Raw genomic sequence first — 24,620 nt, 5'->3', positions numbered from 1 at the left:
GCGCAATTTATATCTACTTAATAATCAATGGATTACCAGGCACCTGTTTCTTACAGGTTCAGAAGTGCGCCGTACACGCCGTCCACGACTTCGGCCATCCTTTCAAAGTCAAGCGTGTCGATGGTGTCCGAAACTTGGTGGTAGTTGGGGTTACGCAGGAAGGAAGTATCGTTGATCATGACGGCGTCGTAGCCGTAGTCCCAGTAGTTGCGGTGGTCGGAAAGGCCGGCCAAGCCCATCGATTCAGGCAGGTTGATGCGCTCCACGTCGAGGTGGCAATACGACTGAATGAGCGTCTGCACGCGCTGCGTAAAGGCCTCCTGCCCTTGCTTGCCTACCACCGTGATGAAGTTGCCGGTGTTTGGGTACTGGGCGGCCAGCTTTTCGTTGGGGAATTTCTGCGAGCCCGGCTCGTCGCTGAAGTAGCCGATCATTTCGTAGCAAAGCATGGCCCGCACGGGCGCTTTGGCATCGTGCAACGACTTGGCGTGCACGGCGCTGCCCATTTGTTTGGAAGCAAAAAAAGGCGGCTCTTCCAGCGGATACGCCACAAAATCAAGTCGGTGCTGCAACTGCGGGCGGTGCTGATGGAGCAAACGGGCCGTTTCGAGCAAGCCCGCCACGGCACTGGCGTTGTCGTCGGCGCCGGGCTGGTCGCCGAACACATCGTAGTGCGCCCCCACGATGATGCGCTCTGCGTCGGGCGGCCCAAAAGAGGCAATGATGTTGCGGTATTCGCGCCGATCGGCCAGGAAACGCTGCTCCGTCGTTTGGCAGTCGAGCTTCTTAAATTCGTCGAGCACGTAGTCGGCCGCTTTGTTGAGCGAGCCCATGTTCCGGTAATTGCGCGCCGGCAGAATCGAAGTCAAAAATTCGACGTCGGCATACAGCCGCTCCTGGTTGGCTTCCATACTCTAGTGCGTTGGTGACGGAACTCCCTATACGGCCGCAACCACCCAACGAACAGCAGAAGCAACAAGTTCTAAGATTAAATATCTAATAATCAATCATTTATAAATCAGGTTTCACTTGGTGCACTATTCCAACTCCCCTCCTCAGCTGAGGAGGGGACGCCGTCGCGCAGCGGCGGCTGGGGTGGTTGGTTCGTTGCTGATGTTGTTTACAATGAACTGACCAAACAACACCTTTTCACTACAGCCTTCGTGTATACTTAGAATTCGCCGGCTAATACTGCCCTGCCACGTTATCCATGTATTTCTGACCGGAGCCTGTATTAAGCAGCAGGATTTTTTCATCGGCGGCGAGCCAACCCGTATTAAGCAGTTTGCGCGCAGCCATCCAGACGGCGGCACCTTCGGGCGCTACAAACAGGCCTTCCAGCCGGCCCAGCTCGCGCATGCCTTCGATCATTTCGGCGTCGGTAATACTGACGGCCGTGCCGCGCGACTCCTGAAGCACTTGCAGCATCATTTGTTCGCCCAAGGGGCGCGGCACGGCCAGTCCGTTGGCAATGGTGGGCTTGCCGACGTAGTGGTGGGCGTTGGCCTGCCGGCCCGTATAGGTTTCGATCAGAGGGCAGCAATTGGCCGCCTGCACGGCCACCATGCGCGGCAGCCGAATATCAGCGGACAACCAGCCCAGGGCTTTCATTTCCTGAAAGGCCTTCCAGATGCCAATCAGGCCGGTGCCGCCGCCGGCGGGGTACAGAATCACGTCGGGAAGTTGCCAATTGAGCTGTTCCGCAATCTCGTAGCCCATCGTCTTTTTGCCTTCTAAGCGGTACGGCTCTTTCAGAGTCGAGACGTCGAGTAGCTCGCCGGGGGCGTTGGTTTCGCGCACCCAAGCGGCACAGTCATTTATCAGTCCGTCAATGAGTTGCACTTCGGCGCCGTACCAATAACATTCTTCTTTGAAGGCGTTGGGCGTGTGCCGCGGCATGGCTACCACAGCGCGCATCCCGGCTTTGGCACAATAGGCCGCCATTGCCACGCCCGCGTTGCCAGCCGTCGGGATGATGCACCCGCTGACGCCCAACTCTTTCGCTTTGGAAATGGCCATGCTCAGGCCACGCGCCTTGAAGGAGCCGGTGGGGTTTTGGCCTTCGTCTTTGAGCTGTACCCACGCCAGATCGTAGCGGTTGGCGAGGCCGCGCAGGTGCAGCAGTGGCGTGAAGCCTTCGCCCAGACTTACGCGGTTTTCTTCGTCGAGCAATGGCAACAACTCCTGGTAGCGCCACATGGTGCCGTCGCTGGTGTTGATGCTCTGCCGACTTAGCGGCTCGCTCAGATCGTAGGTAGCTACCAGCGGCAGCGCGCAGCATTCCGACACGCGTTGCAGCGCGAAAGCAGAATGCGGGGTGCCGCAGCGGGAGCACTCTAGGTTGTAAATTCGACTGACGGTGGTACTACTCGGGGTCATGGCTTCGGGCGTTGAAAACACTCGCAAGTACGTCCCTTCGCTATAACCGGATCGGCGCAATTTTGGAATAGGCTATTCCTATTTGGAATAATAACGCTTTGTGAATTGCACGAAGTCTTTGTAAGGCAGGTTGTTTTCGGTGCCTTTGCGCTGAATGAAATTGAAGCGCCGCACCAAGGCCAAGTCCCTGAATTTCACCTCGATCAGTTCGCCCGAAGCCAACTCTTTTACCACGGCCTGCCGCGGCAAAAAAGCCAGGCAAGTATCGACCCGCACAAAGTTTTTGAGGGCCTCGGTGCCGCCCAACCGCACGCGCACCGGCAGGTCGGCGATGCGGATATGCCGGGCGGCCAGGGCTTCTTCCAGCACCGCCAGCGTCCCCGAGCCCGACTCCCGCAAGGCCAGCGGAATGTCGTATAGGTCTTTGGCCTCTAATTCGTTTTTCTTCAGGGGATTGCGCGACGACCGCACGGCCACTACATCGTCGGTGAGCAGCGGCGTGTAGGTGACGTTGCTGACTTTGTGAATGCCTTCGATGATGCCCAGGTCGATTTCGTGGTCGAGCAGCGCCTTGAGGATGTTTTCGCTGTTGCGGTTTTTGAGACTGAGCAGGATATTGGGGTTGCGAGTCAGGTAGGCCGAAACCACCGGCGGAATCACATAGAGCGAGATGGTGGTGCTCGCCCCAATGACCATGTGCAGGCGCGGCGAGAAATTTTCGCTTACGCTGGCAATTTCCTGGTGCAATTCGTGCTGCAACTGCTTGGCTTGCAACAACTTATTATACAAAACCCGCCCAGCCGGCGTCAAGGCCACGCTGTTGCCGAAGCGCTCGAATAAGCCCGTTTTGTAGTGTTCTTCCAGCGCTTTTACCTGCTTGCTCACCGCCGACTGGCTGATAAACAGCGTCTGGCTGGCCTTGGTGAAGCTCAGCAGCCGCGCTACTTCCAAGAAGATTTCGTGTTTGTGGGAAAGCATCGAGCAAATAACACCGCTCCCGGGCATAATGCTTGGCTACACCCCGTGATTCCTGAATTTTTCCCGAAGCGGAGCCTTGATATCAACCTCAATGCACCAAATACAGTGAAGCGACGTAGCCGGCCAACTGCGACAGGAAGAAGCAGCCGGTATTGATAAACATGCTTTTCAGGGCTAGTTGCCAGCGTGAGGCCGTGGGAAACAGCCGGAAATACGTCCAGGTGTTGTAGAGCACGACCATCGGCAGCTCCACGTACCGGCTGTCGAAATGCGGCCAAATGAGGCGGGCGGCGTTGATCAACACCACAACGAGTACCACCAGCGAGAGGCTGTAGCACACGACCACCGCAATTTCGGCGTAGTTGTAGCCCGATTTTCGGAAGAAAAGCCACGTAATGAATGCATACAGGGGCAACAAGCCTACCTGCATCAGGGCGAAATAATGCCGGAAATAATCTTCCGACTCGCCGCTCATGCCATACATCTTGATGAGGAGCATTTTAATCGCGTATTGCCCTAGCGCCGTGATGGTAGCTGCCAGAAAAAACGACGAAAACGGCTTCTGAAAGCGGGTACGCTGGCCGGCTAGGTACCGGCGCTGCATGTCGCCGGGCCTCAGAGCCAGCTCTTTAAGGGTATAGAGAAATCCTTTCTCGACGTGGGTAAACAGGTGAAATACCTCGTGCGCCAGATGCGGCAGCGTAATGCGGTGCGTATCGTAGCTCTGGCCGCACTGCTGGCAAAACCGGCCCGAACCCTGAAATCCACAGTTGCGGCAGGTATGATCACTTGCGGGGAAAGGGTGAGCGAGAAGGTCTGGAGCATCCGTCGTGGGCACGGCAGCAGCAGAGGCAATGGCAGCGTCTTCCATTGGCAGCAAATCGTTTATATCAAACAAAGGCAAGATACTGAACTTCGTCAGCCCTGCCATGCGACTGACCGGTGCTTTTGCTGGCTAGGCAAAAAAGAAAAGACGCTGACTAAAAGCCAGCGTCTTTTATATAAATCCTTGTAATACAGAACTTTACGTCAAAGCTTTAGTAGCCAGGATTTTGTTGGTACAAGCCGCCGGAAGAAGTCAGCTCGGTTTGGGGCACCGGATAGATGATCTGGTTGGCGTCGATGTTGCGGCTCATGCGGTTGCGGGTATCTTCTTTCGGAATCCAGGCGTTGATGACGTTCAGCACCAAGCCTTCGCGCACCAAGTCGTGCCAGCGCGAACCCTCGCCGGCAAATTCGCGGCGCCGTTCTTCCATCAGCTGGGGCAGCGTCACGTTGCTGACGGTGCCGGCGAGGCCGGCGCGGGCGCGCACCTGGTTGACGATGGCATCGACTTCGGCCTGGGTACCGCCGGCCCCGTGCAGGATGCATTCGGCCTTCATCATCAGGATGTCGGTGTAGCGCAGCACAATCCAGTTGATGGACCAGTCGCTGCGGTTAGAGCCTTTCAGGTTTTCGTTGAGGTATTTTTTCATCAGCCACCGCGTTTCCTTGAAGCCCGTGGTGCTGGTGAAGCCTTCGGCGAAGTTGAAGGTTTTGCGCACGTCGCCGGCCGGATAAGAATTCAGCAAATCATTCGCGATCGGCCGAATTTCGAGCCCCCCGGAAGGATATGGGATCTTCAGGAACGTGAAGTACGTGTCGGGCACGAGCAAGCCCGGATACGTAGCGCCCAAACCCACGCCGCCCAGGATGTACTGCACATCAAACAGCACCTCGGCGTTGTTTTCGTTGGTGTACGAGAAGATGTCCGAGTACTTGGGCAGGAACGAGTACTTGCCGCTGGCGATGATTTCGTTGAGCAGCTTCAGGGCCTGTGCGTATTCGTTGGTAGCCAGCCCAGGGCCCTCAATGCCGTACGTCGGCCCCGAGCGGGTCAGGTACACGAGAGCCAGCATGCCTTTGGCAGCGCCGGAAGTAGCCCGACCGATGTTGGTGCCGGTGTAGGAAACCGGCAGGTTGTCGATGGCCGTTTGCAGGTCCGATAGGATGAGTTTGTACACATCGGCCACCGGCGACCGCTGAATCTTCCCAACTTCGCTGGGCACCAGCGCATGATCCACAACGGGCACTTTGCCGAAGTAGCGCACCAAATCGAAGTAATAGAGCGCCCGCAGAAACTTGGCTTCGCCTTCGAAGCGCTTGCGCGTGGCATCGTCGACTACGCTGCCATTGGCGGCGAGCTGATCGAGCAGCGTATTGGCCCGGAAGATGCCGCTGAAATCAGAATCCCAGGCTTCGGCGATGTACGGGTTGGTGGCCAGTGTGGTCTGGAAATTATTGACCGGCTCCCAGTCGCGCACACCTGCATCCCCGACGCCGTAAATGTTGTCGGAGCGGGTTTCGGAGAGGTTGAGCTGCCGGTCGGGAAAGCCGCCGTTGTCGCCTACCCGCAGCATGTTGTAGGTCGCATTGAGGGCTTGCTCAAAGTCGGCCTGCGTGGCGTAGAAGGTAGGCGTAGAGCCACTCGAAATCGGGGCTTGGTTCAGGTCTTTTTCGCACCCGGCCAGCCCGATCAGGCAGGCCGCAAGCAGAGTGAGGTATGTCTTTTTCATGGGAAAGGCAGAAGTTAGAAGCGACTTTTGAGCGAAAAAACTCAGGTTACGCTGTCAGCTTGAAACTAGAAAGTGAGGTTGAGGCCCAAGGTGAGCGTTTTGGTGAGCGGCAGCCCGCCGTAATCCACGCCGATGGGGAAGCTGGCATCGCCACCGTCGGTGTTCACCGCCTCGGGGTTGAGGCCGCCCAGGTATTTGTCGTGCCCAAACCAGTTTTCGGCCGTCACGTAGATGCGGGCCCCTTGCGCAATCCGGTTGTTGAGGATCAGGCCCAGGTCGTAACCCAGCGTGATGTTTCTAACTCTGTAGTAATCAGACGAATACAACCAGTCGGTATTTTTGATGCGGCCAAAGCCCGAGAAGGCTTTGCCGCGCTTGCCGGCACCGGGGTCGTCGGGTGAGCGCCACCGGTCGCGGTAGAAGCCCAGGGCGTTGTCGGTGTAGCCTTGCCCCGTGCGGTCGACGGCGCGGCCAAACAGCGAGTAGATGGAGCCACCCTGCTGCCCTTGCACCAACACGCTCAGGTCGAAACCCTTGAATTTGAAGGTGTTAGTAACTCCCCAGATGTAGTTCGGGTTCGGATGGCCCACAATCTGGCGGTCCTTCGCATCGATTTTGCCGTCGCCGTTGGCGTCTTGGTATTTAGGGTCGCCCACGGTTTGCGGGCCGTAGAGGGCCACTTTGTTGTCGATGTCGGCTTGACTCAGAATCCCGATTTGCTTCACCACATAAATGCTGTAGATGGGCTGGCCCACCTGCAAAATGTTGTTGGGAATGTCGAAAGCCGAAGCTACTTCAATGGGTGCGTCGGTGGGTCCCAAGTGCACAACTTTGTTGGCGTTGTGGCTCAGGTTGATCGAGGTATTCCACTGGAAGTCGCCGGTGAAGTTGTGGCTGGTCAGCTCTACTTCCCAGCCGTTGTTGCGCACCTCGCCGATGTTGGTCAGTTGCGTTGCAAAACCAGAGGCATATACCACGGGCACGTTGAGCAGCAAGTCTTTGCTGGTTTTGGTGTAGTAGTCAAACGAACCCGTCAGGCGGTTTTTCAGCAAGCCGAAATCGAAACCTACGTCAAACGTCTGCGATTTTTCCCACTTCAGGTCGGGGTTGTTGACACGGTTGGGCGCCTGGCCCGCGGCGGTAGCGCCGCCAAACGTGTAGTTATAGATGCCCAGCGTAGCAATGCTGCTGTAGTCGCCGATGCCGTTGTTGCCCGAGCGGCCCCAGCTGCCACGCAGCTTTAGGTCGCTAAGCGGCGTGATGTCTTCCATGAAGCTCTCCTGCGACACGCGCCAGCCCACCGAAGCCGAGGGGAAAATGCCCCACTTCGTGTTGTCGCCGAAGCGCGAAGAACCGTCGCGGCGAATACTGGTCGAGAGCAGGTACTTGCTGTTGTAGGAATACTGCACGCGGCCGAAGTACGAGAGCAGCACGTTGCGCGTCTCGGTGGTGAAGTTGTTGGCCGTGCCGCTGATGTTTACAGCGCCGTTCAGCGTAGTTACCGCTTGGTTGACGAAGCCCCCCGTTGAACTGATGCGCTGGGCATCGATCTTGGAGTTGTTGTACGAATAGCCGGCCAGGGCCGAGAAGTCGTGCTTTTCGGCGAAGATCTTGTTATAAGTCAGCGTGTTTTCGTTCACAAACGTTTGCCGACGGTAGCCATTATAAGAGCCCGAGGCCTGGCGGTTGCCCACGCTGCCGCTCACGAAGGCGGGCATGTAGGACTTGGTGTTGCCGTCGGTGTTGTCGATGTTGAGCGTGGTGCGGAAGGCCAAGCCCGGCAGCAGCTGGTAGTCGCCGTAGAGCGTGCCCAGGGTGCGGAAGGTTTTGGTGTCGCCGGTGGTGTTTTGCAATACCCGAATTGGGCTGTTGCGGCTCAGGCTCCAGGCATAGCTGGTGAAGTTGCCGGTGTTGGCGTCGAGGCCCGCCGCGGCTTCCTGCACCGGCGTGAAGGACACGATGTTGTGCATCAAGTTGTCCTTGCCCTCGATGCCGGGGTCTTTGGCTACGGAGTAGCTGGGCGATATGTTGAGGCCAAACTTAAACTTATCGTTGGCTTTCACCTCTACGTTGGCCCGCGCCGAATAGCGCTTGTAGCCTAACCCGATCATGATGCCCCCTTGGCTCAGGTAATCACCAGATACATAATAGTTTACGAAATCATTGGCGCCACTAGCGGCCAGCTGATAATCCTGGGTGAAACCGTTTTTGAAGGCTTCTTTTTGCCAGTCGATGTAGGTCAGGCCCGGATGGCCGGGCTGGGCCCAGCGCTCGTCAAGCATCAGGTTGGGGTTGATGGTATTCACGCCCAAAATGGCCTGCCGCTGCGCTGTGGTCTGGCTGGCTGTGCGGCCGGTTCCGGAAGCTACCCACGCGGCATTGATCATTTCAGTAGCCCGGTCGACCCACTCCTCCGCGCTGAGCATGTCGAGGTGGCGCACGGCTTGGCTCACGCCGGCGTAGGTATTGAAGGTGAGCTTGGGCTTGCCGGATTTGCCGCGCTTGGTGGTGATCAGCACCACGCCGTTGGCCGCACGCGAACCGTAAATGGCGGCCGCCGCGGCGTCCTTCAGTACCTCAATATTTTCAATGTCGTTGGGGTTGATGTTGTCCAGCGGGCTGCCGGTGCCAAAGCGGCCGGCGGCGTTCTGGGCCGCCGCTTCCAGCGGAAAGCCATCAACCACATACAGCGGCTCGTTATTGGCCGTAATCGAGCCCGAGCCGCGGACCTGCACCGAAAAGCCCCGGCCGGGTGCGCCGGTTGTCTGGCGTACCTGCACGCCCGCCAATTGCCCTACCAAGGCCTGATCGACGCGGGTAATGGGCCGCTCTTGCAGCTTGCTGGCGTCGAAGCTGGCAATGGCGCCGGTTACGTCGGCGCGCTTTTGGGTACCATAGCCCACTACGACGACTTCTTCCAGCTTTTTGGTGTCTTCAGCCAGCGTGATGGTGAAAGTCTCGGGGCCGGAAAATGCTTTTTCCTGCGTGGTGTAGCCAATAAAGCTAAACACCAGTGTACCAGCCGTTTCGGGCACCGACAAAGTAAAACTACCGTCGGCGGTAGTGGTGGTGCCCTGCGTCGAGCCTTTCAGCACTACGGTTACGCCCGGCAGGCCGCTGCCCTGCGACACTACCTTGCCCGTCAGTTGCCATTGCGGCGCGGAAATAACCACCGGATGCGCCATCGCCGGCGAAAGGGCGGGGCCCGCAGTTACCAATAACGCCGCTAGCACCAGGGGCTGGCACTGCCGCCAATCGTAGCATATCTTCATGGTTTCAGGATAGGTATGTGGGGGAATGTTTGAGGCAGGGTTCTTTGACACACCCAAACTATTTCATCCTAAGTCCAAAACCCTCCTGTAGAGTGCTGTACCAAGCCGCCAACTGAATTTTTCTTTCTAGTTGATTTAATGCCCTTTAACCAGCGGCCGGCTCCTCTCCCTTTTCAGAAGCTACAGCTGCTGGCATAGGAGCCATTGCGTGCGTAGCTGAGCGGTATTTGGCTGAAAAACCGAGGCCGAGCAGGTAGGTACCCGAAAGCCGCATGTAGCCCGCACCAGATATTGGGGCGTAAATCAGCCAGTGTACGCGGACATCGACTTGGTGCCGGCAACCGTTTGGCCAAACCCACTCCCAACCTTCTGTTCCATGAAAAACCGTTTTTTATTTCTCCTGCTCACCTTGGGCTTGCTGGTGGCGGCCAGTAAGCCGGCCTCCCGCCCTACTCTCTACCTCATCGGCGACTCCACGGTGCGCAACGGCAGCGGCAAAGGTGCCGACCGCATGTGGGGCTGGGGTTCGTTTTTGGCCGAGCACTTCGACACGACGCGCATTGCCGTGCGCAATCATGCCATCGGGGGGCGCAGCAGCCGCACTTTTCTCACCGAAGGCCGCTGGGATAAGATTTTGAGCCAACTCAAGCCCGGCGACTTCGTGATGATGCAGTTCGGCCACAACGACAACGGCCCGCTCGCCGACACTGCCCGCGCCCGCGGCACCCTCAAAGGCATTGGCGAGGAAAGCGAAGAGATTTACAACCCCATCACCAAGAAACAGGAAGTAGTGCACACCTACGGCTGGTACATGCGCAAATACGTGAAGGAAGCCAAGGCCAAAGGCGCCACGCCCATTGTGCTGTCGTTGGTGCCGCGCAACCAGTGGCAAAACGGCAAAATCATACGTGGCACCGGTAGCTACGGCACCTGGGCCGCCGACGTCGCCAAGGCAGAAAACGCTTATTTCATCGACCTGAACGAGATCGTAGCCAAGAAGTACGATGCCCTCGGCGACGAAACTAAGCTGAAAGCTACCTACTTCGTCGAAGACCACACCCACACCAACGAGGCCGGCGCCAAGCTAAACGCCGAGTCGGTGATAGAAGGGTTGCGTGGCTTAAAGAAATGCCCGCTGAACAAGTATGTAAAAAAGTAAAGCAGCCCAAAAACTAGAAAGCCCGTTCTTCAGCTCAACCGAGCCGAAGAACGGGCTTTCTAACTTTACCCAATAATTTATTGACAGTCAATTACTTATAGTTATGAAGCAAGATAATTGCCATAACCCACGATAACAGTCGACAGCACCACGGTCAGGATGCCCAGCGAAATCGTGCGCATGGTGGGGGCGTTGGCCCCGCGCCATTCGTGCAGAAACAGGCCCCACAAGCTGCTGAAGGTGATGATGAAGGCCATGTGCAGCGTCCAGCCCGAGAAGCGGTACTCGCCCATCTGGCTGTCGCCCATGCCGTAGAAGAAGAACTGAAAATACCACGTCACGCCAGCCAGGGCACAGAAAATGACGTTGCGCAGGGCCGGGGCCGACGGGTTGGCGTAATCGGAAAACGTTTTGTTTTTGAAATTGAGGTAGATGCACCAAATCGCGTTGGTCGTCAGGCCACCCAGCAGGATAATCACCAAGATGGCGTTGTTGACGAACAACGGATTAGTGCCCTGTTGGGCCGCCAGTTTGGCAATGGATTGCCCGGCCGTCAGGCCAAACGAAAAACAGGCGCTCATAATCCCCGAAAAGACCGCTACCAGCAATCCTTTGCGGATGTCAAACTCGGCAATAGATTCTTGTTTCTGCTCCGTAGTCAGCGATTTTTCCTTCAGCATGCCGGCAAAACCACACACCAGAATGCCCAATACGCAGACCCCGAGCCCCGCCATAATTACTTGGCCCGACGTGGTGCTCAGCAACTCCCCGAACGCCTTGGTTTCCACCAACCCCCCAAACATGCCCTGCCAGATGGGCGGCACCAGCGTCCCAAACACGGCGCACAAGCCCAGCGTCACGGCCATGCCCAGCGACAAGCCCAGGTAGCGCATGGCCAAGCCAAAGGTCAGGCCGCCGAAGCCCCAGAGGATGCCCCAGAAATACGTCCAGAGCAGCGTTTCGGTAGAAGCCTGTCGTAGCACGTCGAACAGGTGCGGCACCGTCAGGTAGCCAAGCACCAGCGGCGCCACTAGCCACGAAAACAGCCCACCAATCAGCCAGTAACTTTCCCAGGCCCAGCCGTTTACCTTTTTGTAAGGCAAATAGAAACTACCCGAGGCAAAGCCGCCGAGCGCATGAAGCAATACACCAAGCAAAATATTCATAGGGAGTGGGGTTTTAGCCAAAGCTGCTGAGTTTGAGCAACCAAACCCTCCTGCTCTCTCCTGAAAATCGGGAAAACGGAAGACCAGACTCCTCATGCCGGTTGAGGTCGGCTCGAATTACGAATTTTTTCGGGCTTGAGCAGGAGAGTGCAGGAGGTTTAATAGCCATACAAGCAGCGTAATTTGTTGAAAAGCATCGCATAACCTATCCGGCACTTTTCCGGCTTCAACTCGCCGGAGACAAACAGCAGCAAACAGATGGATAAAACGCTCACCTTCCAGCACGTCAGTTATTTGTGGGATGAAGCCAAAGCCGCCGAACTGGCCGGCGACGAGGTGGCCCTCTTCATTTACCGCTCCAACCTGCTGGGCGCCGACCTGCGCCTGACCAATTACGCGGGCGGCAACACCTCCTGCAAAGTGGCCGAAACCGATCCCGTTTCGGGCCAGCCCGTGGAGGTGATGTGGGTGAAGGGCTCGGGCGGCGACATCGGCACGCTGACGAAAGCCGGCTGCGCCACGCTCTACGTCGAGAAGCTGCACCAACTCAAGCACCGCTACCGCGGCCTGCAGTTCGAAGACGAGATGGTGGCCCTGTTCAACCACTGCCTGTTCGATCCGAAGAGCGCGGCTCCCTCGATTGATACGCCCCTGCACGGGCTCTTGCCCTTCAAGCACATCGACCACCTGCATCCGGACGCGCTGATCGCCATTGCGGCCAGCCAAGATGGCGAGCAGATCATGCACGAGATCTGGGGCGACACCATGGGCTGGCTGCCTTGGCAGCGCCCTGGCTTCGATTTGGGTCTGCAGCTGGAAAAGATCGTGCAGGACAACCCACACCTGCGCGGCGTCATCCTGGGGGGCCACGGCCTGTTTACCTGGGGCGAGACCAGCTACGAATCGTACCTGAACACGCTGGAAGTCATTGAGCAGGCCGCTACGTACCTGGAAGCCCATTATGGCAAAACCAAGCCCGTGTTTGGCGGCGTACAACTGACCAACACCCCCGACGACACCACCCGCCGCCAGCAGGCCGCGCGCCTGATGCCGACCTTGCGCGGGCTGGCCTCGCAGCAGCGCCGCATGGTGGGCCACTACACCGACGACGCCCGCGTGCTGGAGTTCGTCAACTCCAACGACTTGCCGCGCCTGGCCCGCCTGGGCACTTCTTGCCCCGACCACTTCCTGCGCACCAAGATCCGGCCGCTGGTACTCGACCCCGCCCAAGTGCAGGGCGACGCCGCCAGCGTAAAAACCTATTTGGAAGGCCAATTTGAGGCCTACCGCCAGGACTATGCCGCGTATTACGAGCGCAGCAAGCACCCGAACTCCCCGGCCATCCGCGATGCCAACCCGGTCATCATTTTACTACCCGGCGTGGGCATGTTCGCCTTCGCCAAGGACAAGCAGACAGCCCGCGTGGCGGCCGAGTTCTACACCAACGCCATCAACGTGATGAAGGGCGCCGAAGCGGTCAGCACCTACCAGGGCCTGCCTGAGCAGGAGGCCTTCGACATCGAGTACTGGCTGCTGGAAGAAGCCAAGCTCCAGCGCATGGCCCCGCCCAAGTCGTTGTCCGGCAAAGTGGCCTACGTAACTGGCGGCACGGGCGGCATTGGCAAAGCCATCTGCGAGGAATTGCTGAAGCAAGGCGCCTGCGTGGTGGCCGTCGACCGCGACCGCCTCGAGGAAACCCAGGACGAGCTGCGCCAGAAATACGGCCGGGACAGCGCCCTCTCGGCCCCGATCAACGTGACGGATGCCGACAGCATTGCCGCCTCGCTACAGGCCAGCGTGCTGCAGTTCGGCGGGGTGGACATTATCGTCAACTGTGCGGGGCTGTCGATCAGCAAGCCCCTGGCCGACACCACGCAGGCCGACTGGGACATCCTCAACGACGTGCTCGTGAAGGGCCAGTTCCTCGTCAGCCAACAGGCCGTGGAGATCCTGCGCCAACAAGGGCTGGGCGGCGACATCGTCAACATTGCCAGCAAGAACGGCCTGGTAGCCGGCCCCAACAACGTGGCCTACGGCACGGCCAAAGCGGCACAGCTGCACATGTCGCGGCTGCTGGCCGCCGAGCTGGGCCCCGACAAGATCCGCGTCAATACCGTCAACCCCGACGCCGTGCTGCGCGGCTCCAAGATCTGGGAAGGCGCCTGGGCGCAGGGCCGGGCCAAGGCCTACGGTATCTCGGTCGAGGAGCTGCCCCAGCACTACGCCAAGCGCACGCTGCTGGGCGAGGAACTGCTGGCCGAGGACATTGCCAAAGCCGTGCGCGTGTTCGTGGATGGCTCCTTGAGCAAAAGCACCGGCAACGTGCTCAACGTCGATGGCGGCGTCGCCATGGCCTTCGTCCGGTAAGACACTCAGTATCTAGCTTCTAAAAAGCCGGACCAGCTTGTTGCTGGTCCGGCTTTTTTATGGTCGTCGCCCTCTCTTTAACAAGATCCCGCCTTCCGGCAACGTTCCCGACAACGATTGCATAGAAAAGCACCCTATTTTTTCTTGTTGTCCTTATATATCCGTAGTTTTTGTAGCCTTTTGGACAGTTGCTTCCTTCCCCGCAACCTGCTTCACTCGATCTTTTTCTACTAAATCCCATCCGCGATGCCTGCCAGATCTGCTTACTTCGACCGCGACCGTCATCACGGCGGTGGCTCCATAGATATCTACCGCGCCGAACCTACAGGCATGTATCAACTGCAATTCAAACCGTTCGATAAGACCCCCAAATACAAGCAAATTGTGCAATCGGTGGTGGCGGATATTGAGCGCGGGCTTCTCAAAAAAGGCGATCAGCTACCCAGCATCAGCGAGCTGAGTGTGGAGTATTACTTGGCGCGCGACACCGTCGAGAAGGCGTATCGGGAGCTGCGCGAGCGCGGATTCATTACGTCGGTGCAGGGCAAAGGCTACTACGTACAGGCCAACGACGCGACCAAAATCAAGATCTTATTGATATTCAATAAGTTAAGCTCCTACAAGAAAATCATCTATTACGCTTTTCTGCAAGCCCTCGGCGATCAGGCACAGGTCGATTTGCAGATTCACCACTACAGCGCCCACTTGTTCCAGGAGATCATGGAAAAGAACCTGGGCAAGTACAACTACTACGTGGTGATGCCGCACTTTGCGCAGGACCTCGACAAGGCCGATTACAAAAGCATTCTGAACCAGATTCCGGCCGGCCAACTGATCCTGCTCGATAAAGACATCCCGGACCTCAAGCACGATTGCCTGAGCGTATTTCAGGATTTCGACAAAGATATTTTCGGGGCTCTGGAAACGGCTCAGGATCTGCTGGTTAAGTACGATCGCATGGTGCTCATCCTGCCCAGCGACGGCAACTATCCCATGGAGATTGCCTGGGGCTTCCGCACGTTCTGCATCAATTACCACAAAGAGTTTGCGGTGAAGGAAAATGCCATCGACGAGGTATTGCAAGCCGGCACGGCCTACGTGGTGGTGCGCGAAACTGACTTGGCGGAGCTGGTGAAAAAGGTACGCCAAACCAGCTACCTCCTGGGCCGCGAAATCGGCATCATGACTTTCAACGAAACGCCCCTCAAAGAGCTGCTCGGCATGACGGTTATCACCACGGACTTCGAGAATATGGGCCGCACCGCAGCCGAGCTATTACTCGAAAAACAGCGCGTGAAAGTCAAAAATCCCTTCAGCCTGATTCGGCGGGGCTCTTTGTAATACCCTGCGACTCATTTGATTTAAAAAGCGCGTAGGCAGGAGAGTTCAGAAGAGTTTCGGCGGGTAAGGCTGCTACTTTGGTTATCATAATCCCACTGCCTAACTCCTGCTCGAATGATACCTGAACAGCGAATCCACGACCTCAACGAAGCCGGCCTGGCCGACCACGAATTTCGGCTCCGCTACCTAACCGACTTGCTGAGCCGCCGCACCTTGGATGTGCAAGGAGTGATTCAGCAACTCGTTGATTTTCAAGTTGCTATTCCTAGTTGGGCGTTGGGCACCGGAGGTACGCGCTTTGGGCGCTACCCGCTGGGCGGCGAGCCGCGCAGTCTCGAAGAGAAGATCGAAGATGTGGGGTTGCTCAACCAGCTCAATGGCTCTTCGAACTCGATTTCGCTGCACATTCCGTGGGATATTCCGCGCGACATTCCGGCGCTGCAACAGCTGCTGCAAGAGCAAAAGCTGGTCATTGACTCGGTCAATTCCAACACCTTTCAGGACCAAAAAGACCAGCACTACTCATATAAGTTTGGGTCGCTGTCGCACACCGACCAGGCCGTACGGCAACAAGCCATCGAGCACAACCTGGAGTGCATCCGGCACGGCGAGGCTTTGGGCGCCAAAACGCTAACTGTTTGGTTAGCAGATGGTTCCAACTTTCCGGGTCAGCAGCATTTGCGCCGGGCCTACCTGCGCACCGCCGACTCGCTGGCGTCCATCTACGAAGGAATGCCTTCCGACTGGACGATGCTCATTGAGTACAAGCCCTACGAGCCGCACTTCTACTCGATGGTGATTCCGGATTGGGGTACCTCCTACTCGCTGTGCCAGCAACTGGGCAAACAAGCGCAGGTATTGGTCGACTTGGGCCACCATTTGCCCAACACCAACATCGAGCAGATTGTGGGCCGCTTGCTGCAATTTGGGCGCTTGGGCGGTTTCCACTTCAACGGCTCGATGTACGGCGACGACGACCTCACGACCGGCAGCATCAAGCCGTACCAGCTCTTCCTGATTTTCAACGAATTGGTGGACGGCGCCCGCGACCAAGCCGTTACCAACGCCGCCGTGGCCTACATGATCGACGCCAGCCACAACACCAAAGATCCGTTGGAGGACCTGCTGCAATCGATTCAAAACATCCTGACTTCCTACGCCAAAGCCCTGCTCGTCGACCGCGAAGCTTTGCAGGAAGCCCAGGAAAACAACGACGTGGTGCGGGCCGAGGAGCTGCTGCGCGACGCCTTCCAGACCGATGTGCGGCCGTTGGTGGCCGAAGCCTACCGCCACAGCGGCGGCGTACTCGACCCCATTGCCGCCTATCGCGCCGAAGGCATTCGGGAGAAGCTCATTCAGCAGCGCGGCAAGCTTAGCCTCTCCACTGGCTTATGAAAAAGTCCATCTACGCCGTATTCGACGTTGGCAAGACCAACAAGAAGGTCATCCTGTTCGACGAGGATCGGCAGATCATCGACGAGCACCAGCAAGTATGCATCGAAACCGTCGACGACGATGGCTTCCCCTGCGAAACCCTTTCACGCCTGGCCCAATGGGTGCAGGATCGCTGGAAGGCCCTGCGCCACAATCCGCACTACCACCTGAAGGGGGTGAATTTCACGTCGTATGGTGCCAGTTTTGTGCATTTGGGCGCCAATGGCCAGCCGGTGCTGCCGCTGTACAACTACCTCAAGCCGCTGCCCTCGGAATATGCGGCTCGGTTTTACTTCGACTTAGAGCAAGACCCGCAAGAGTTTGCCGCCGATACCTGCTCCCCGCAGATGGGCATGCTCAATTCGGGTCTGCAACTATACTGGCTGAAGTATGCCAAGCCGGAGCAGTACGCCCGCATTCGCACCTCGCTGCACTTGCCGCAGTACTTGTCGTATATCATTACTGGTGAGGCATTTAGCGATTACACCTCTTTGGGTTGCCACACCGGTCTGTGGGATTTTACCCGTGGGCGCTACCACGATTGGGTGCTGCGCGAGGGCGTGGATGATAAGCTGGCCCCACTAACCAAGGACTCAATTGCTTCGGTGGTCGATGGCATTTTGGTGGGCGTAGGCCTGCACGATAGCTCGGCGGCGGTGCTGCCGTATCTGCAACAGCACGAAGAACCTTTTTTGTTAATTTCGACGGGCACTTGGGCTATTACGCTCAACCCCTTCAACCGCCAGCCGCTCACCACGGAATTGCTCCGGCGCGATTGCCTAAGTTTTTTGTCGCCGAAAGGGGAAATGACCAAAGCTTCGCGCGTTTTCTTCGGCCGCGAGCACGATTTTCAGGTCCAGCGCATTGCGCATCACTTTCACGTCAAGCCCGATTTTTACCACTCGCTGGTGCAGGTGCGCCCGCCCGACGAGCTTTCCAGTGCTTTCAAGCCATGGTGTATGCACGGCACCGGCCCCTTCCCAGAGCAACCGGCGCAGGAGTGGGATTTGTCGATGTTCGGCACGGCCGTGGAGGCATATCAGCACCTCATGCAGGGGTTGATGAGCATTCTGAAAGAATCGATTAGCCTGGTGCGGCAGGACGAGAAAATGATTTACGTCGACGGCGGCTTTGCGCGCAACCCGCTGTTTATGCAAACGCTCGCCTGCCAATTTCCGGACGCCAAAATCCGCACATTGGAAGTGCCCCAAGCCACCGCCCTCGGTGCTCTGATTCACTTAGAGCAAGGCGAGGCGCTGAAGAAAACGCAACTGCTGTTTTCGTGAGCTGAAGACCTCAGGAAAAAGCGCTGTCTCCCCTTCTTAAATGTCATGCTGAGCTTGCCGAAGCATCTCTACCGCTTCACCTGATTGGTTCGGTAAGATACTTCGGCAAGCTCAGCATGACCGACGTAAGGTTTAGTCTTCTTTCCTAGTATTCCTACTAGAACGCCTCTCCTAGCGCTGAGGCCCCTGAAGGCTTAAAGCCTCATTAACACATTATGAAAGTAGCCTTATTCGTCCCGTGTTACGTGGACCAATTTTACCCGCAGGTCGGCGTGGCATCGCTGCAGCTGCTGGAGAAACTAGGCGTAAAAGCTGATTTTCCGATGCAGCAAACCTGCTGCGGCCAACCGATGGCCAACAGTGGGTGCGAACGCGACGCAATTCCGGTGTACCAGCATTTCGTCAAGACGTTTCGCGATTACGACTACGTAGTGGCGCCGGCGGGCAGCTGCGTGTACCACGTCCGGAAGCACTTCGACATCATCGACCAAACCGCAGAGGTTCAGCACGTTCGCACAAACACGCTGGAGCTAGTGGATTTCATCACCACCGTACTCGGCGTGACCGAAATTCCGGGCTCGTTTCCGCACAAAGTCGGTTTGCACCTAAGCTGCCACGGTCAGCGGGGCCTGCACCAGGCCAACGAATCGGAAATAACGCCGGTGCGCGATGGGCAGCTTCGGCGGCTTTTGTCGTCGCTGCAAGGCATTGAGCTAACGGAGCTGGACCGCAACGACGAATGCTGTGGCTTCGGCGGCACGTTCTGCGTGGCCGAAGAAGCCGTTTCGGCCCGCATGGGCCAGGACCGGGTGCAGGACCACGTACGCAACGGCACCCAGGTACTCACCGGCGGCGACATGTCGTGCCTGATGCACTTGGAAGGCATTGTGCGCCGCCGCCAGCTCGGCATCAAGGTGATGCACGCCGCCGAATTACTTAATGGAAACCCTGTATGAACCATAGCCATCCTGAGTTGGCGGAGCAATTCGTCAAGGACGCGGAGCGCACCACCTGGCACGACGAAACCCTGTGGTTTGTGCGCCAAAAGCGCGACCGCTCGATCTATGCCATTCCCGAATTTCAGGAGTTGCGCGAGTTGGCTTCTCAGATTAAAAACCACACGCTCAGCCGCTTACACACCTACCTGACGCAGTTTGAAGAAGCGGCCCGCGCCAATGGCGTGCAGGTACATTGGGCCGCCAACGCCGAAGAACACAACGCCATTGTGCTGGACATTCTGCGGAAGCACGGGGCAGAACGCATCGTCAAAAGCAAGTCGATGCTGACGGAAGAATGCCACCTGAACCCGTATTTGCTACAGCATGGTATTCAGGTAGTTGACACCGACCTAGGCGAACGCATTATTCAATTTCGCAACGAGCCGCCCAGCCACGTGGTGCTACCGGCTATCCACCTGAAAAAGGAAGATGTGGGCGAAACATTTCACCTGCATCTGGGCACTCTCAAAGGCGAAAAAGATCCGCAAACCCTCACCGAAGCAGCCCGCCTGCACCTGCGCACCAAGTTTGTGTCGGGGCAAGTAGCCATTTCGGGCGTCAACTTTGCCGTGGCCGAAACGGGCAGTGTGGTAGTGTGCACCAACGAAGGCAACGCCGACTTGGGTGTGACGCTCGCCAAAGTGCACATCGCCTGCATGGGCATCGAGAAGCTCATTCCGCGCCTCACAGATTTGGGCGTGTTTACGCGCCTGCTGGCCCGCAGCGCCACCGGCCAGCCGGTGACTACCTACACCTCGCACTACACCAAGCCAGGGCCGGGCAAGGAGATGCACATTGTCATCGTCGACAATGGGCGCACCAAGCAGCTCGGCCGCCCCGACTTTCGGGCGTCGCTGAAGTGCATTCGCTGCGGTGCCTGCATGAATACCTGCCCCGTGTACCGGCGTAGCGGCGGCCACAGCTACGACTTCACGATTCCGGGGCCGATCGGCGCGATTCTGTCGCCGAACATCGACATGCACAAGCACAAGTCGCTGCCTTTTGCCTCGACGCTATGTGGCTCATGCACAGATGTTTGCCCCGTCAAGATTGATATTCACACGCAGCTTTATAAGTGGCGCCAAGTCATTGGGGAGAATAACGAATTGCCGGCCTCCAAAAAGTGGAGCATGAAGCTCCTGAGTCGCGTGTTGTCGAGCCCAGGCGTGTACGGCTGGGGCGGCAAGGTAGCGCGTGAATCGCTGCGGTTGTTGCCGCACGGCTTTACGCACGCCAAAGCTTTGAATCCGTGGGCCAAAGCGCGTGAAATGCCCGCACCGCCCAAGCAAAGCTTTCGCGAATGGTATGAGCAGCAAAACTCCAACGGCAAGGCATGAGCACATCCCGCGAAAGCATTTTAGCAGCCGTTCGGGCCAATCAGCCCGAGGAAGTTCCGTTGCCCACGGTGCCCATATACAGCGGTGAGGCCTCCTTGGAGCGCTTCACGGAAGTACTCCGCAGCATTGGCGGAGAAGTAGTCCAGGTTGCTGGCCCGGAACACCTAGGATCTGCTCTCATAAAGCTATTTCCAGCTACCTACCGATGTGCTTCTACGTTGGTGAAGCCCACCGTAGCGGTTGATACCCAAACGCCCACCGACATACTCGAAGCCGTTGACTTGGCCGTGTTGCAAGGAGAAATTGGCGTGGCGGAAAATGGCGCTATCTGGCTGCCCGAGCAAAACATGCTGAACCGGGCGCTGCCCTTCATCACGCAGCATTTGGTGCTGGTGCTGGACCAGCGCAACCTTGTGGCTACCATGCACGAGGCGTATGCGCAGCTTCCATCGGCAGGTGGTTACGGCGTTTTCGTCGCGGGCCCTTCCAAAACAGCTGATATTGAACAGTCGCTAGTCATCGGGGCCCACGGCGCGCGCAGTCTGGTGGTATTGGTTTATTAAGGCTAAGTCTAGTTCCCCTCCTCAGCTCAGGAGGGGTTAGGGGTGGTTGGCAATCGTTGAGCGATAGTTAGCTCTAGTCTTTCAACCACCCCTAGCCCCTCCTTAACTAAGGAGGGGAACTAACTTTAACTCTGGCCATTTTACTATAAACAAAAAAAGAAGCTGCTTCAATAGTGAAGCAGCTTCTCCGCATTTTAGCAAAGTCCCCACCCGCTAAAAAGTCATGTTGGAGCTGTTTTGCACGGCCACCGGTTCGCGGTTTTCGGGCTTTACGTCCACGTTTTTCATCGTCCAGTCTTTGGCGTAGTTGATGCCGCCTGCTTTGCTGGCCGTAATGTCTAGGTCTTCGAAGTGAAAATTCTCGAGAAAAGAGTTGGGTAATCCTTCGGCGAGGATGGCTTGTTTGGCGTTGGTCACCTTTAAGCGAGCCACTTTCACGTCGCGGTAATGCGGCAGTCCACGCGCGGGCTCTACCTTCATCAGCATCGTTTTCCAGTGCGCCGGAATGGTTTCGGAGGTGTAGCCGGCGGGCAGCGTGGAGTAGCTGTAGCTCGGGTTCCAGTTCATGCCGATCTCAACGGTAGTCCCAACGCCTTCCATCTGCACGTCCTCGAAGGTGATGTCTTCGACGGTGCCGCCGCGCGTCAGCGCCGATTTGATGCGGAGGCCCGCAGACGTGCCTTTGGCCTTCAGATTGTGCGCCCACACGTGGCGAATACCGCCCGAGGTTTCGCTGCCGCAGGTAAGCAAGCCACCACCAGCCCCGGCGATACAGTCGCGAATAACGATGTACTCCGTGGGGCGATTTACGCGCAGACCATCGTAATCGCGGCCCGATTTCAGGCAAAAATTGTCGTCGTTGCAGTCGATGTCGCAGTTTTGTACCAGCACGTAGCCGCTCGAATCAATGTCGATGCCGTCGGTGCTGGGACCGTGGCCGCCGATGTTGTTGCGGATTACCAAACCATCGGCCGTAACGTTTTTGGAGTACAGAATGTGCACCGTCCAGAAGCCTGCGCGCTGGAGCGTAACGCCTTTTAAAGTAACATTTGAGGAGTTGGCAACGAGCAGTGTGCGCGGGCGTTTGGCGTCGTAATCGACAATCCAGCGCAGACCTTTCTTCTCGTAGTCTTTCCGCAAGGCCCAGTAACTGTCCCAAAAAACCTTGCCTTGGCCATCGATGGTGCCTTGGCCGGTAACAGCCACGTTTTCCTGGTCCAGAATATTGATCAGGGCGGCGGGCCACGGCATCTCAATGCCGGCTACGCGGGTCGGGATCTCGGGGTAATCTTTAATATTCTGGCTACCAAGCAATTCTACGCCTTTATCCACTTGTAGCGTAACCCCTTTTTTCAGGAAGATGGAGCCAGTGAGGTAGCGTCCGGGAGCCAGCGTTACGATACCACCTTTTTTGGCGGCCGCATCAATGGCAGCTTGTAAGGCTTTGGTATTGAGCGTCGTACCGTCGCCTTTGGCGCCATACTTAGCCGCGGCGAACGTGGTTTTGCCCGTCGGAAAAGCCTTCGCGCCTGCTTGCTTCACCCATTCCGGCGCATCAGCAGCCGGGCGGAACGCCAAGGTTGCCCACAGCGCGAATAAAGAGAGTAGAGAAAGCAGCAATTTCATACGAGGCATCGCTTGCAGGAAAGGAGCAGCCCGTGCGATTCCGGTTGCCGGAAAAGGACACTGAGGCGGTATACAAACTTGCTTTCTCTCAAGCGCAAGACCCTCCCGTACCCTCCTGTTATTGAGCTTTATATCGAGCTCAACAGAAATACGGATCGCTTTTCGATCCGGCGGGTATTTCAATCCGCGTGAAAGACACGCTCCAGGTTCACTACCACGGGTGAGTTGCCGGGGTTCGTTTCCATCAGATCGGCCATGTACGCCCACCATTTTTGCATGATCGGCAACGCTGGCAAGCTGTCGGCTAAGTGGCCCTCGGTGCGCTTCTGTACCGCAAACAGCGTTCCGCTGGCGCGGTCGAGGTAAATGGAATAGTCGCGGATGCCGGCGTTGTGCAGCACCTGCGACAGCTCCGGCCAGATTTCATCGTGCCGACGCTTGTACTCGGCTTCCACACCGGGTTTGAGTTTCATGGTGAAGGCGATTTCTTCCATTTCTACAAGTATTTGACTGTCAATTATTTATAAAATCAATTTCCTTCCTCAGCTGAAGCAGGAAATTGATCTAAGTTTTCTGGCAGGGGCTCTGCGCTATAATTTCCCTTGCGTCGAAGTCCGCCATTTGTCCGTGCGGAAAGGCGTGGCAGGGAGGCCGGCGGCGTTGAAGAAGTTGGGTTTGGGCACTTCGCGCCACGCAAAGCGGACGGCTACTGGCTGCTTCACTTGGTCACTCCAGACCACCACCGATTTTCCTTCAATTTTGGCCAGCGCGGGCACAAATACGCTGTCGGGACCGGCGATGGCAAACTGCCGCAACGGACCGCCTTGGGCTACTAAGCCCCCATCAACGTACTCGAAGTTCAGGCGCACTTTGCCGTTTTCCACTTTCATGTCGTGGTAAATCGGCCCGGAATAGACGAGGTTTTTCGCGCCGTATTCTTTCGCCAAGGCCCACAGCGCGAGCCGGTGGCCCACTACTTCTTTGTTGCGCGGGTGAATGTCCAGCGAATCGCCCCAATCGGTGATCACGGCCATGCCGGTGCGCGGCACCGTCTGCATGGTCAAGAGTTGCGCCTCGCGCAATTCGGGGTTGCCGGTGCGGTGCGGTGCGATTTGCACAAAGTAGAACGGCAGGTCGGGCTGCTTCCAATCGGCGCGCCAGCTCGCAATCATGGCCGGGAACAGCTTTCGATACTGATAGGCCCGATCGACGTTGCTCTCGCCCTGGTACCAGATCACGCCTTTCAGCGTGTACGGCACCAGCGGGTGAATCATGGCGTTGTAGAGCTTGTAGGGCGACTTGTTGCTGGTCGGTCCGACGGGCTCGCGCGGTGGCATGCGCGGCGTGTTGGGGTTGGCGGCTTTCTCTTGTTGATATGCAGCAAGCTGCGCCTTGTAGGTTTCGCGGTCTTGCTCAATCGTCGTCAGCCCCCGCTCGTAGCGGGCCAGAATCGGCTGCAAATCAGGATCTTTTTCGAGCACCTCCTTGCGCGTCCAAGACTCGGCGGGCGTGCCGCCCCACGACGAATTGATCAACCCAATCGGGAAGTGGGTCTTCTCCTGCACTTCTTTGGCGAAGAAATACGCGACCGCCGAAAAGTCGCCCACCGTCTGGGGGCTGCATGCCACCCAATTGCCCTGCACATCGCGTTGCGGTGTATCGCCCGTCTTTGTCTGCACCGTAAACATGCGGATGGTCGGGTAATTTGCCTTCGGGATTACCTCCTCCGCGTTGATGACGCCCGTGTACGAGCCGCTGTTGGGCCGCTTCGTCACCGGAAACGCCATGTTCGACTGCCCTGAGCAGAGCCACACTTCCCCTAGCAGTATATTATTGATTTTCAGTGTGTTCTTACCCTGAATGGTCAGTGTGTACGGACCACCCGCTTTGGTTGTGGGCACGCGCACGAGCCAGTTGCCCTGCGCATCGGCGACCGCTTTCACCGGAGTTTTGGCCCAACTCGCACTCACCGTAATCGCCTCACCCGGATCGGCCCACCCCCAAAGTGCCGCGTTGGCTTTTTGCTGCAACACCATGTTGTCGGTGATGAGCGCGGGCAAGGTAACGTTGGCGAAAGCCGCAGTTGTTGAGGCCAATATACTGGCCGTCAACAAGATGCGTAAAGAAGTCATTTGCTTCATGCAGCAGCGGAAAAGCTT

At 57.4% G+C, this 24,620-nt stretch carries 18 protein-coding genes; 8 read left to right on the top strand and 10 right to left on the bottom strand.

Annotation, left to right across the window (positions count from 1 at the left end; all coding sequences use genetic code 11):
* Positions 1-50 precede the first annotated feature (50 nt).
* From H9I52_RS00865 to H9I52_RS00840, 6 genes are all read right to left on the bottom strand, one after another.
* A complete protein-coding gene (locus H9I52_RS00865; RefSeq protein ID WP_139514604.1) occupies positions 51-911 on the bottom strand; it encodes a M28 family peptidase in 861 nt (286 codons plus the stop codon).
* A gap of 274 nt (positions 912-1,185) precedes the next feature.
* Positions 1,186-2,379, bottom strand: coding sequence for a threonine synthase (locus tag H9I52_RS00860; protein WP_187452269.1), 1,194 nt, complete (start codon positions 2,377-2,379; stop codon positions 1,186-1,188).
* A gap of 78 nt (positions 2,380-2,457) precedes the next feature.
* Positions 2,458-3,357, bottom strand: coding sequence for a LysR family transcriptional regulator (locus H9I52_RS00855; protein WP_187452268.1), 900 nt, complete (start codon positions 3,355-3,357; stop codon positions 2,458-2,460).
* Between the two features lie 88 nt (positions 3,358-3,445).
* On the bottom strand, positions 3,446-4,228 hold the full coding sequence (locus H9I52_RS00850; RefSeq protein WP_187452267.1) for a DUF3667 domain-containing protein: 783 nt from the start codon (positions 4,226-4,228) through the stop codon (positions 3,446-3,448).
* A 166-nt stretch (positions 4,229-4,394) separates the two neighbouring features.
* On the bottom strand, positions 4,395-5,912 hold the full coding sequence (locus H9I52_RS00845) for a RagB/SusD family nutrient uptake outer membrane protein (RefSeq protein ID WP_187452266.1): 1,518 nt from the start codon (positions 5,910-5,912) through the stop codon (positions 4,395-4,397).
* 65 nt (positions 5,913-5,977) lie between these two features.
* Positions 5,978-9,184: a SusC/RagA family TonB-linked outer membrane protein gene (locus H9I52_RS00840; RefSeq protein WP_139514609.1), complete on the bottom strand. Its 3,207-nt coding sequence runs from the start codon at positions 9,182-9,184 to the stop codon at positions 5,978-5,980.
* Positions 9,185-9,560: 376 nt separating this feature from the next.
* Here H9I52_RS00840 and H9I52_RS00835 point away from each other — a divergent pair, with 376 nt between their 5' ends.
* Positions 9,561-10,343 carry a rhamnogalacturonan acetylesterase gene (locus H9I52_RS00835; RefSeq protein ID WP_187452265.1) on the top strand — a complete coding sequence of 261 codons (783 nt, stop codon included), beginning with the start codon at positions 9,561-9,563 and terminating at the stop codon, positions 10,341-10,343.
* A 101-nt stretch (positions 10,344-10,444) separates the two neighbouring features.
* Here H9I52_RS00835 and rhaT read toward each other — a convergent pair whose 3' ends face one another.
* A complete protein-coding gene (gene rhaT / locus H9I52_RS00830) occupies positions 10,445-11,509 on the bottom strand; it encodes an L-rhamnose/proton symporter RhaT (protein WP_139514611.1) in 1,065 nt (354 codons plus the stop codon).
* Positions 11,510-11,767: 258 nt separating this feature from the next.
* Between rhaT and H9I52_RS00825 the strand changes: the two genes are divergently transcribed.
* The 7 genes from H9I52_RS00825 to H9I52_RS00795 all read left to right on the top strand — a co-directional run bounded on the left by H9I52_RS00825 (position 11,768) and on the right by H9I52_RS00795 (position 20,835).
* Entirely contained in the window at positions 11,768-13,876 is a 2,109-nt protein-coding gene (locus H9I52_RS00825) for a bifunctional aldolase/short-chain dehydrogenase (protein WP_187452264.1), read from the top strand.
* 330 nt (positions 13,877-14,206) lie between these two features.
* Positions 14,207-15,217 carry a GntR family transcriptional regulator gene (locus H9I52_RS00820; RefSeq protein WP_139517691.1) on the top strand — a complete coding sequence of 337 codons (1,011 nt, stop codon included), beginning with the start codon at positions 14,207-14,209 and terminating at the stop codon, positions 15,215-15,217.
* Positions 15,218-15,331: 114 nt separating this feature from the next.
* On the top strand, positions 15,332-16,612 hold the full coding sequence (locus H9I52_RS00815; RefSeq protein ID WP_187452263.1) for a TIM barrel protein: 1,281 nt from the start codon (positions 15,332-15,334) through the stop codon (positions 16,610-16,612).
* A complete protein-coding gene (locus H9I52_RS00810; protein WP_187452262.1) occupies positions 16,609-17,937 on the top strand; it encodes an FGGY-family carbohydrate kinase in 1,329 nt (442 codons plus the stop codon). Before H9I52_RS00815 ends, H9I52_RS00810 begins: the two co-directional genes overlap by 4 nt.
* A gap of 215 nt (positions 17,938-18,152) precedes the next feature.
* Positions 18,153-18,893: a (Fe-S)-binding protein gene (locus H9I52_RS00805; protein ID WP_187452261.1), complete on the top strand. Its 741-nt coding sequence runs from the start codon at positions 18,153-18,155 to the stop codon at positions 18,891-18,893.
* Positions 18,890-20,272 (top strand): lactate utilization protein B, encoded by a 1,383-nt coding sequence (locus H9I52_RS00800; protein WP_187452260.1) that lies wholly within the window; start codon positions 18,890-18,892, stop codon positions 20,270-20,272. Before H9I52_RS00805 ends, H9I52_RS00800 begins: the two co-directional genes overlap by 4 nt.
* Positions 20,269-20,835, top strand: coding sequence for a lactate utilization protein C (locus tag H9I52_RS00795; protein ID WP_187452259.1), 567 nt, complete (start codon positions 20,269-20,271; stop codon positions 20,833-20,835). Before H9I52_RS00800 ends, H9I52_RS00795 begins: the two co-directional genes overlap by 4 nt.
* A gap of 213 nt (positions 20,836-21,048) precedes the next feature.
* Here the strand turns inward: H9I52_RS00795 and H9I52_RS00790 are convergent, their stop codons facing one another.
* The 3 genes from H9I52_RS00790 to H9I52_RS00780 form a co-directional block, all read right to left on the bottom strand.
* Positions 21,049-22,470, bottom strand: a complete 1,422-nt coding sequence (locus H9I52_RS00790) for a glycoside hydrolase family 28 protein (protein WP_222940385.1) — start codon at positions 22,468-22,470, stop codon at positions 21,049-21,051.
* Between the two features lie 170 nt (positions 22,471-22,640).
* Positions 22,641-22,955 carry an L-rhamnose mutarotase gene (rhaM, locus tag H9I52_RS00785; protein WP_187452257.1) on the bottom strand — a complete coding sequence of 105 codons (315 nt, stop codon included), beginning with the start codon at positions 22,953-22,955 and terminating at the stop codon, positions 22,641-22,643.
* Between the two features lie 96 nt (positions 22,956-23,051).
* Positions 23,052-24,602, bottom strand: a complete 1,551-nt coding sequence (locus H9I52_RS00780) for a sialate O-acetylesterase (protein WP_187452256.1) — start codon at positions 24,600-24,602, stop codon at positions 23,052-23,054.
* Positions 24,603-24,620 lie beyond the last annotated feature (18 nt).

It is taken from the genome of Hymenobacter sp. BT491, assembly GCF_014349165.1.
GTDB lineage: Bacteria > Bacteroidota > Bacteroidia > Cytophagales > Hymenobacteraceae > Hymenobacter > Hymenobacter jejuensis.
The sequence above is the reverse complement of the archived record's forward strand: the minus strand, read 5'-3'. Positions and strand labels throughout refer to the sequence as shown.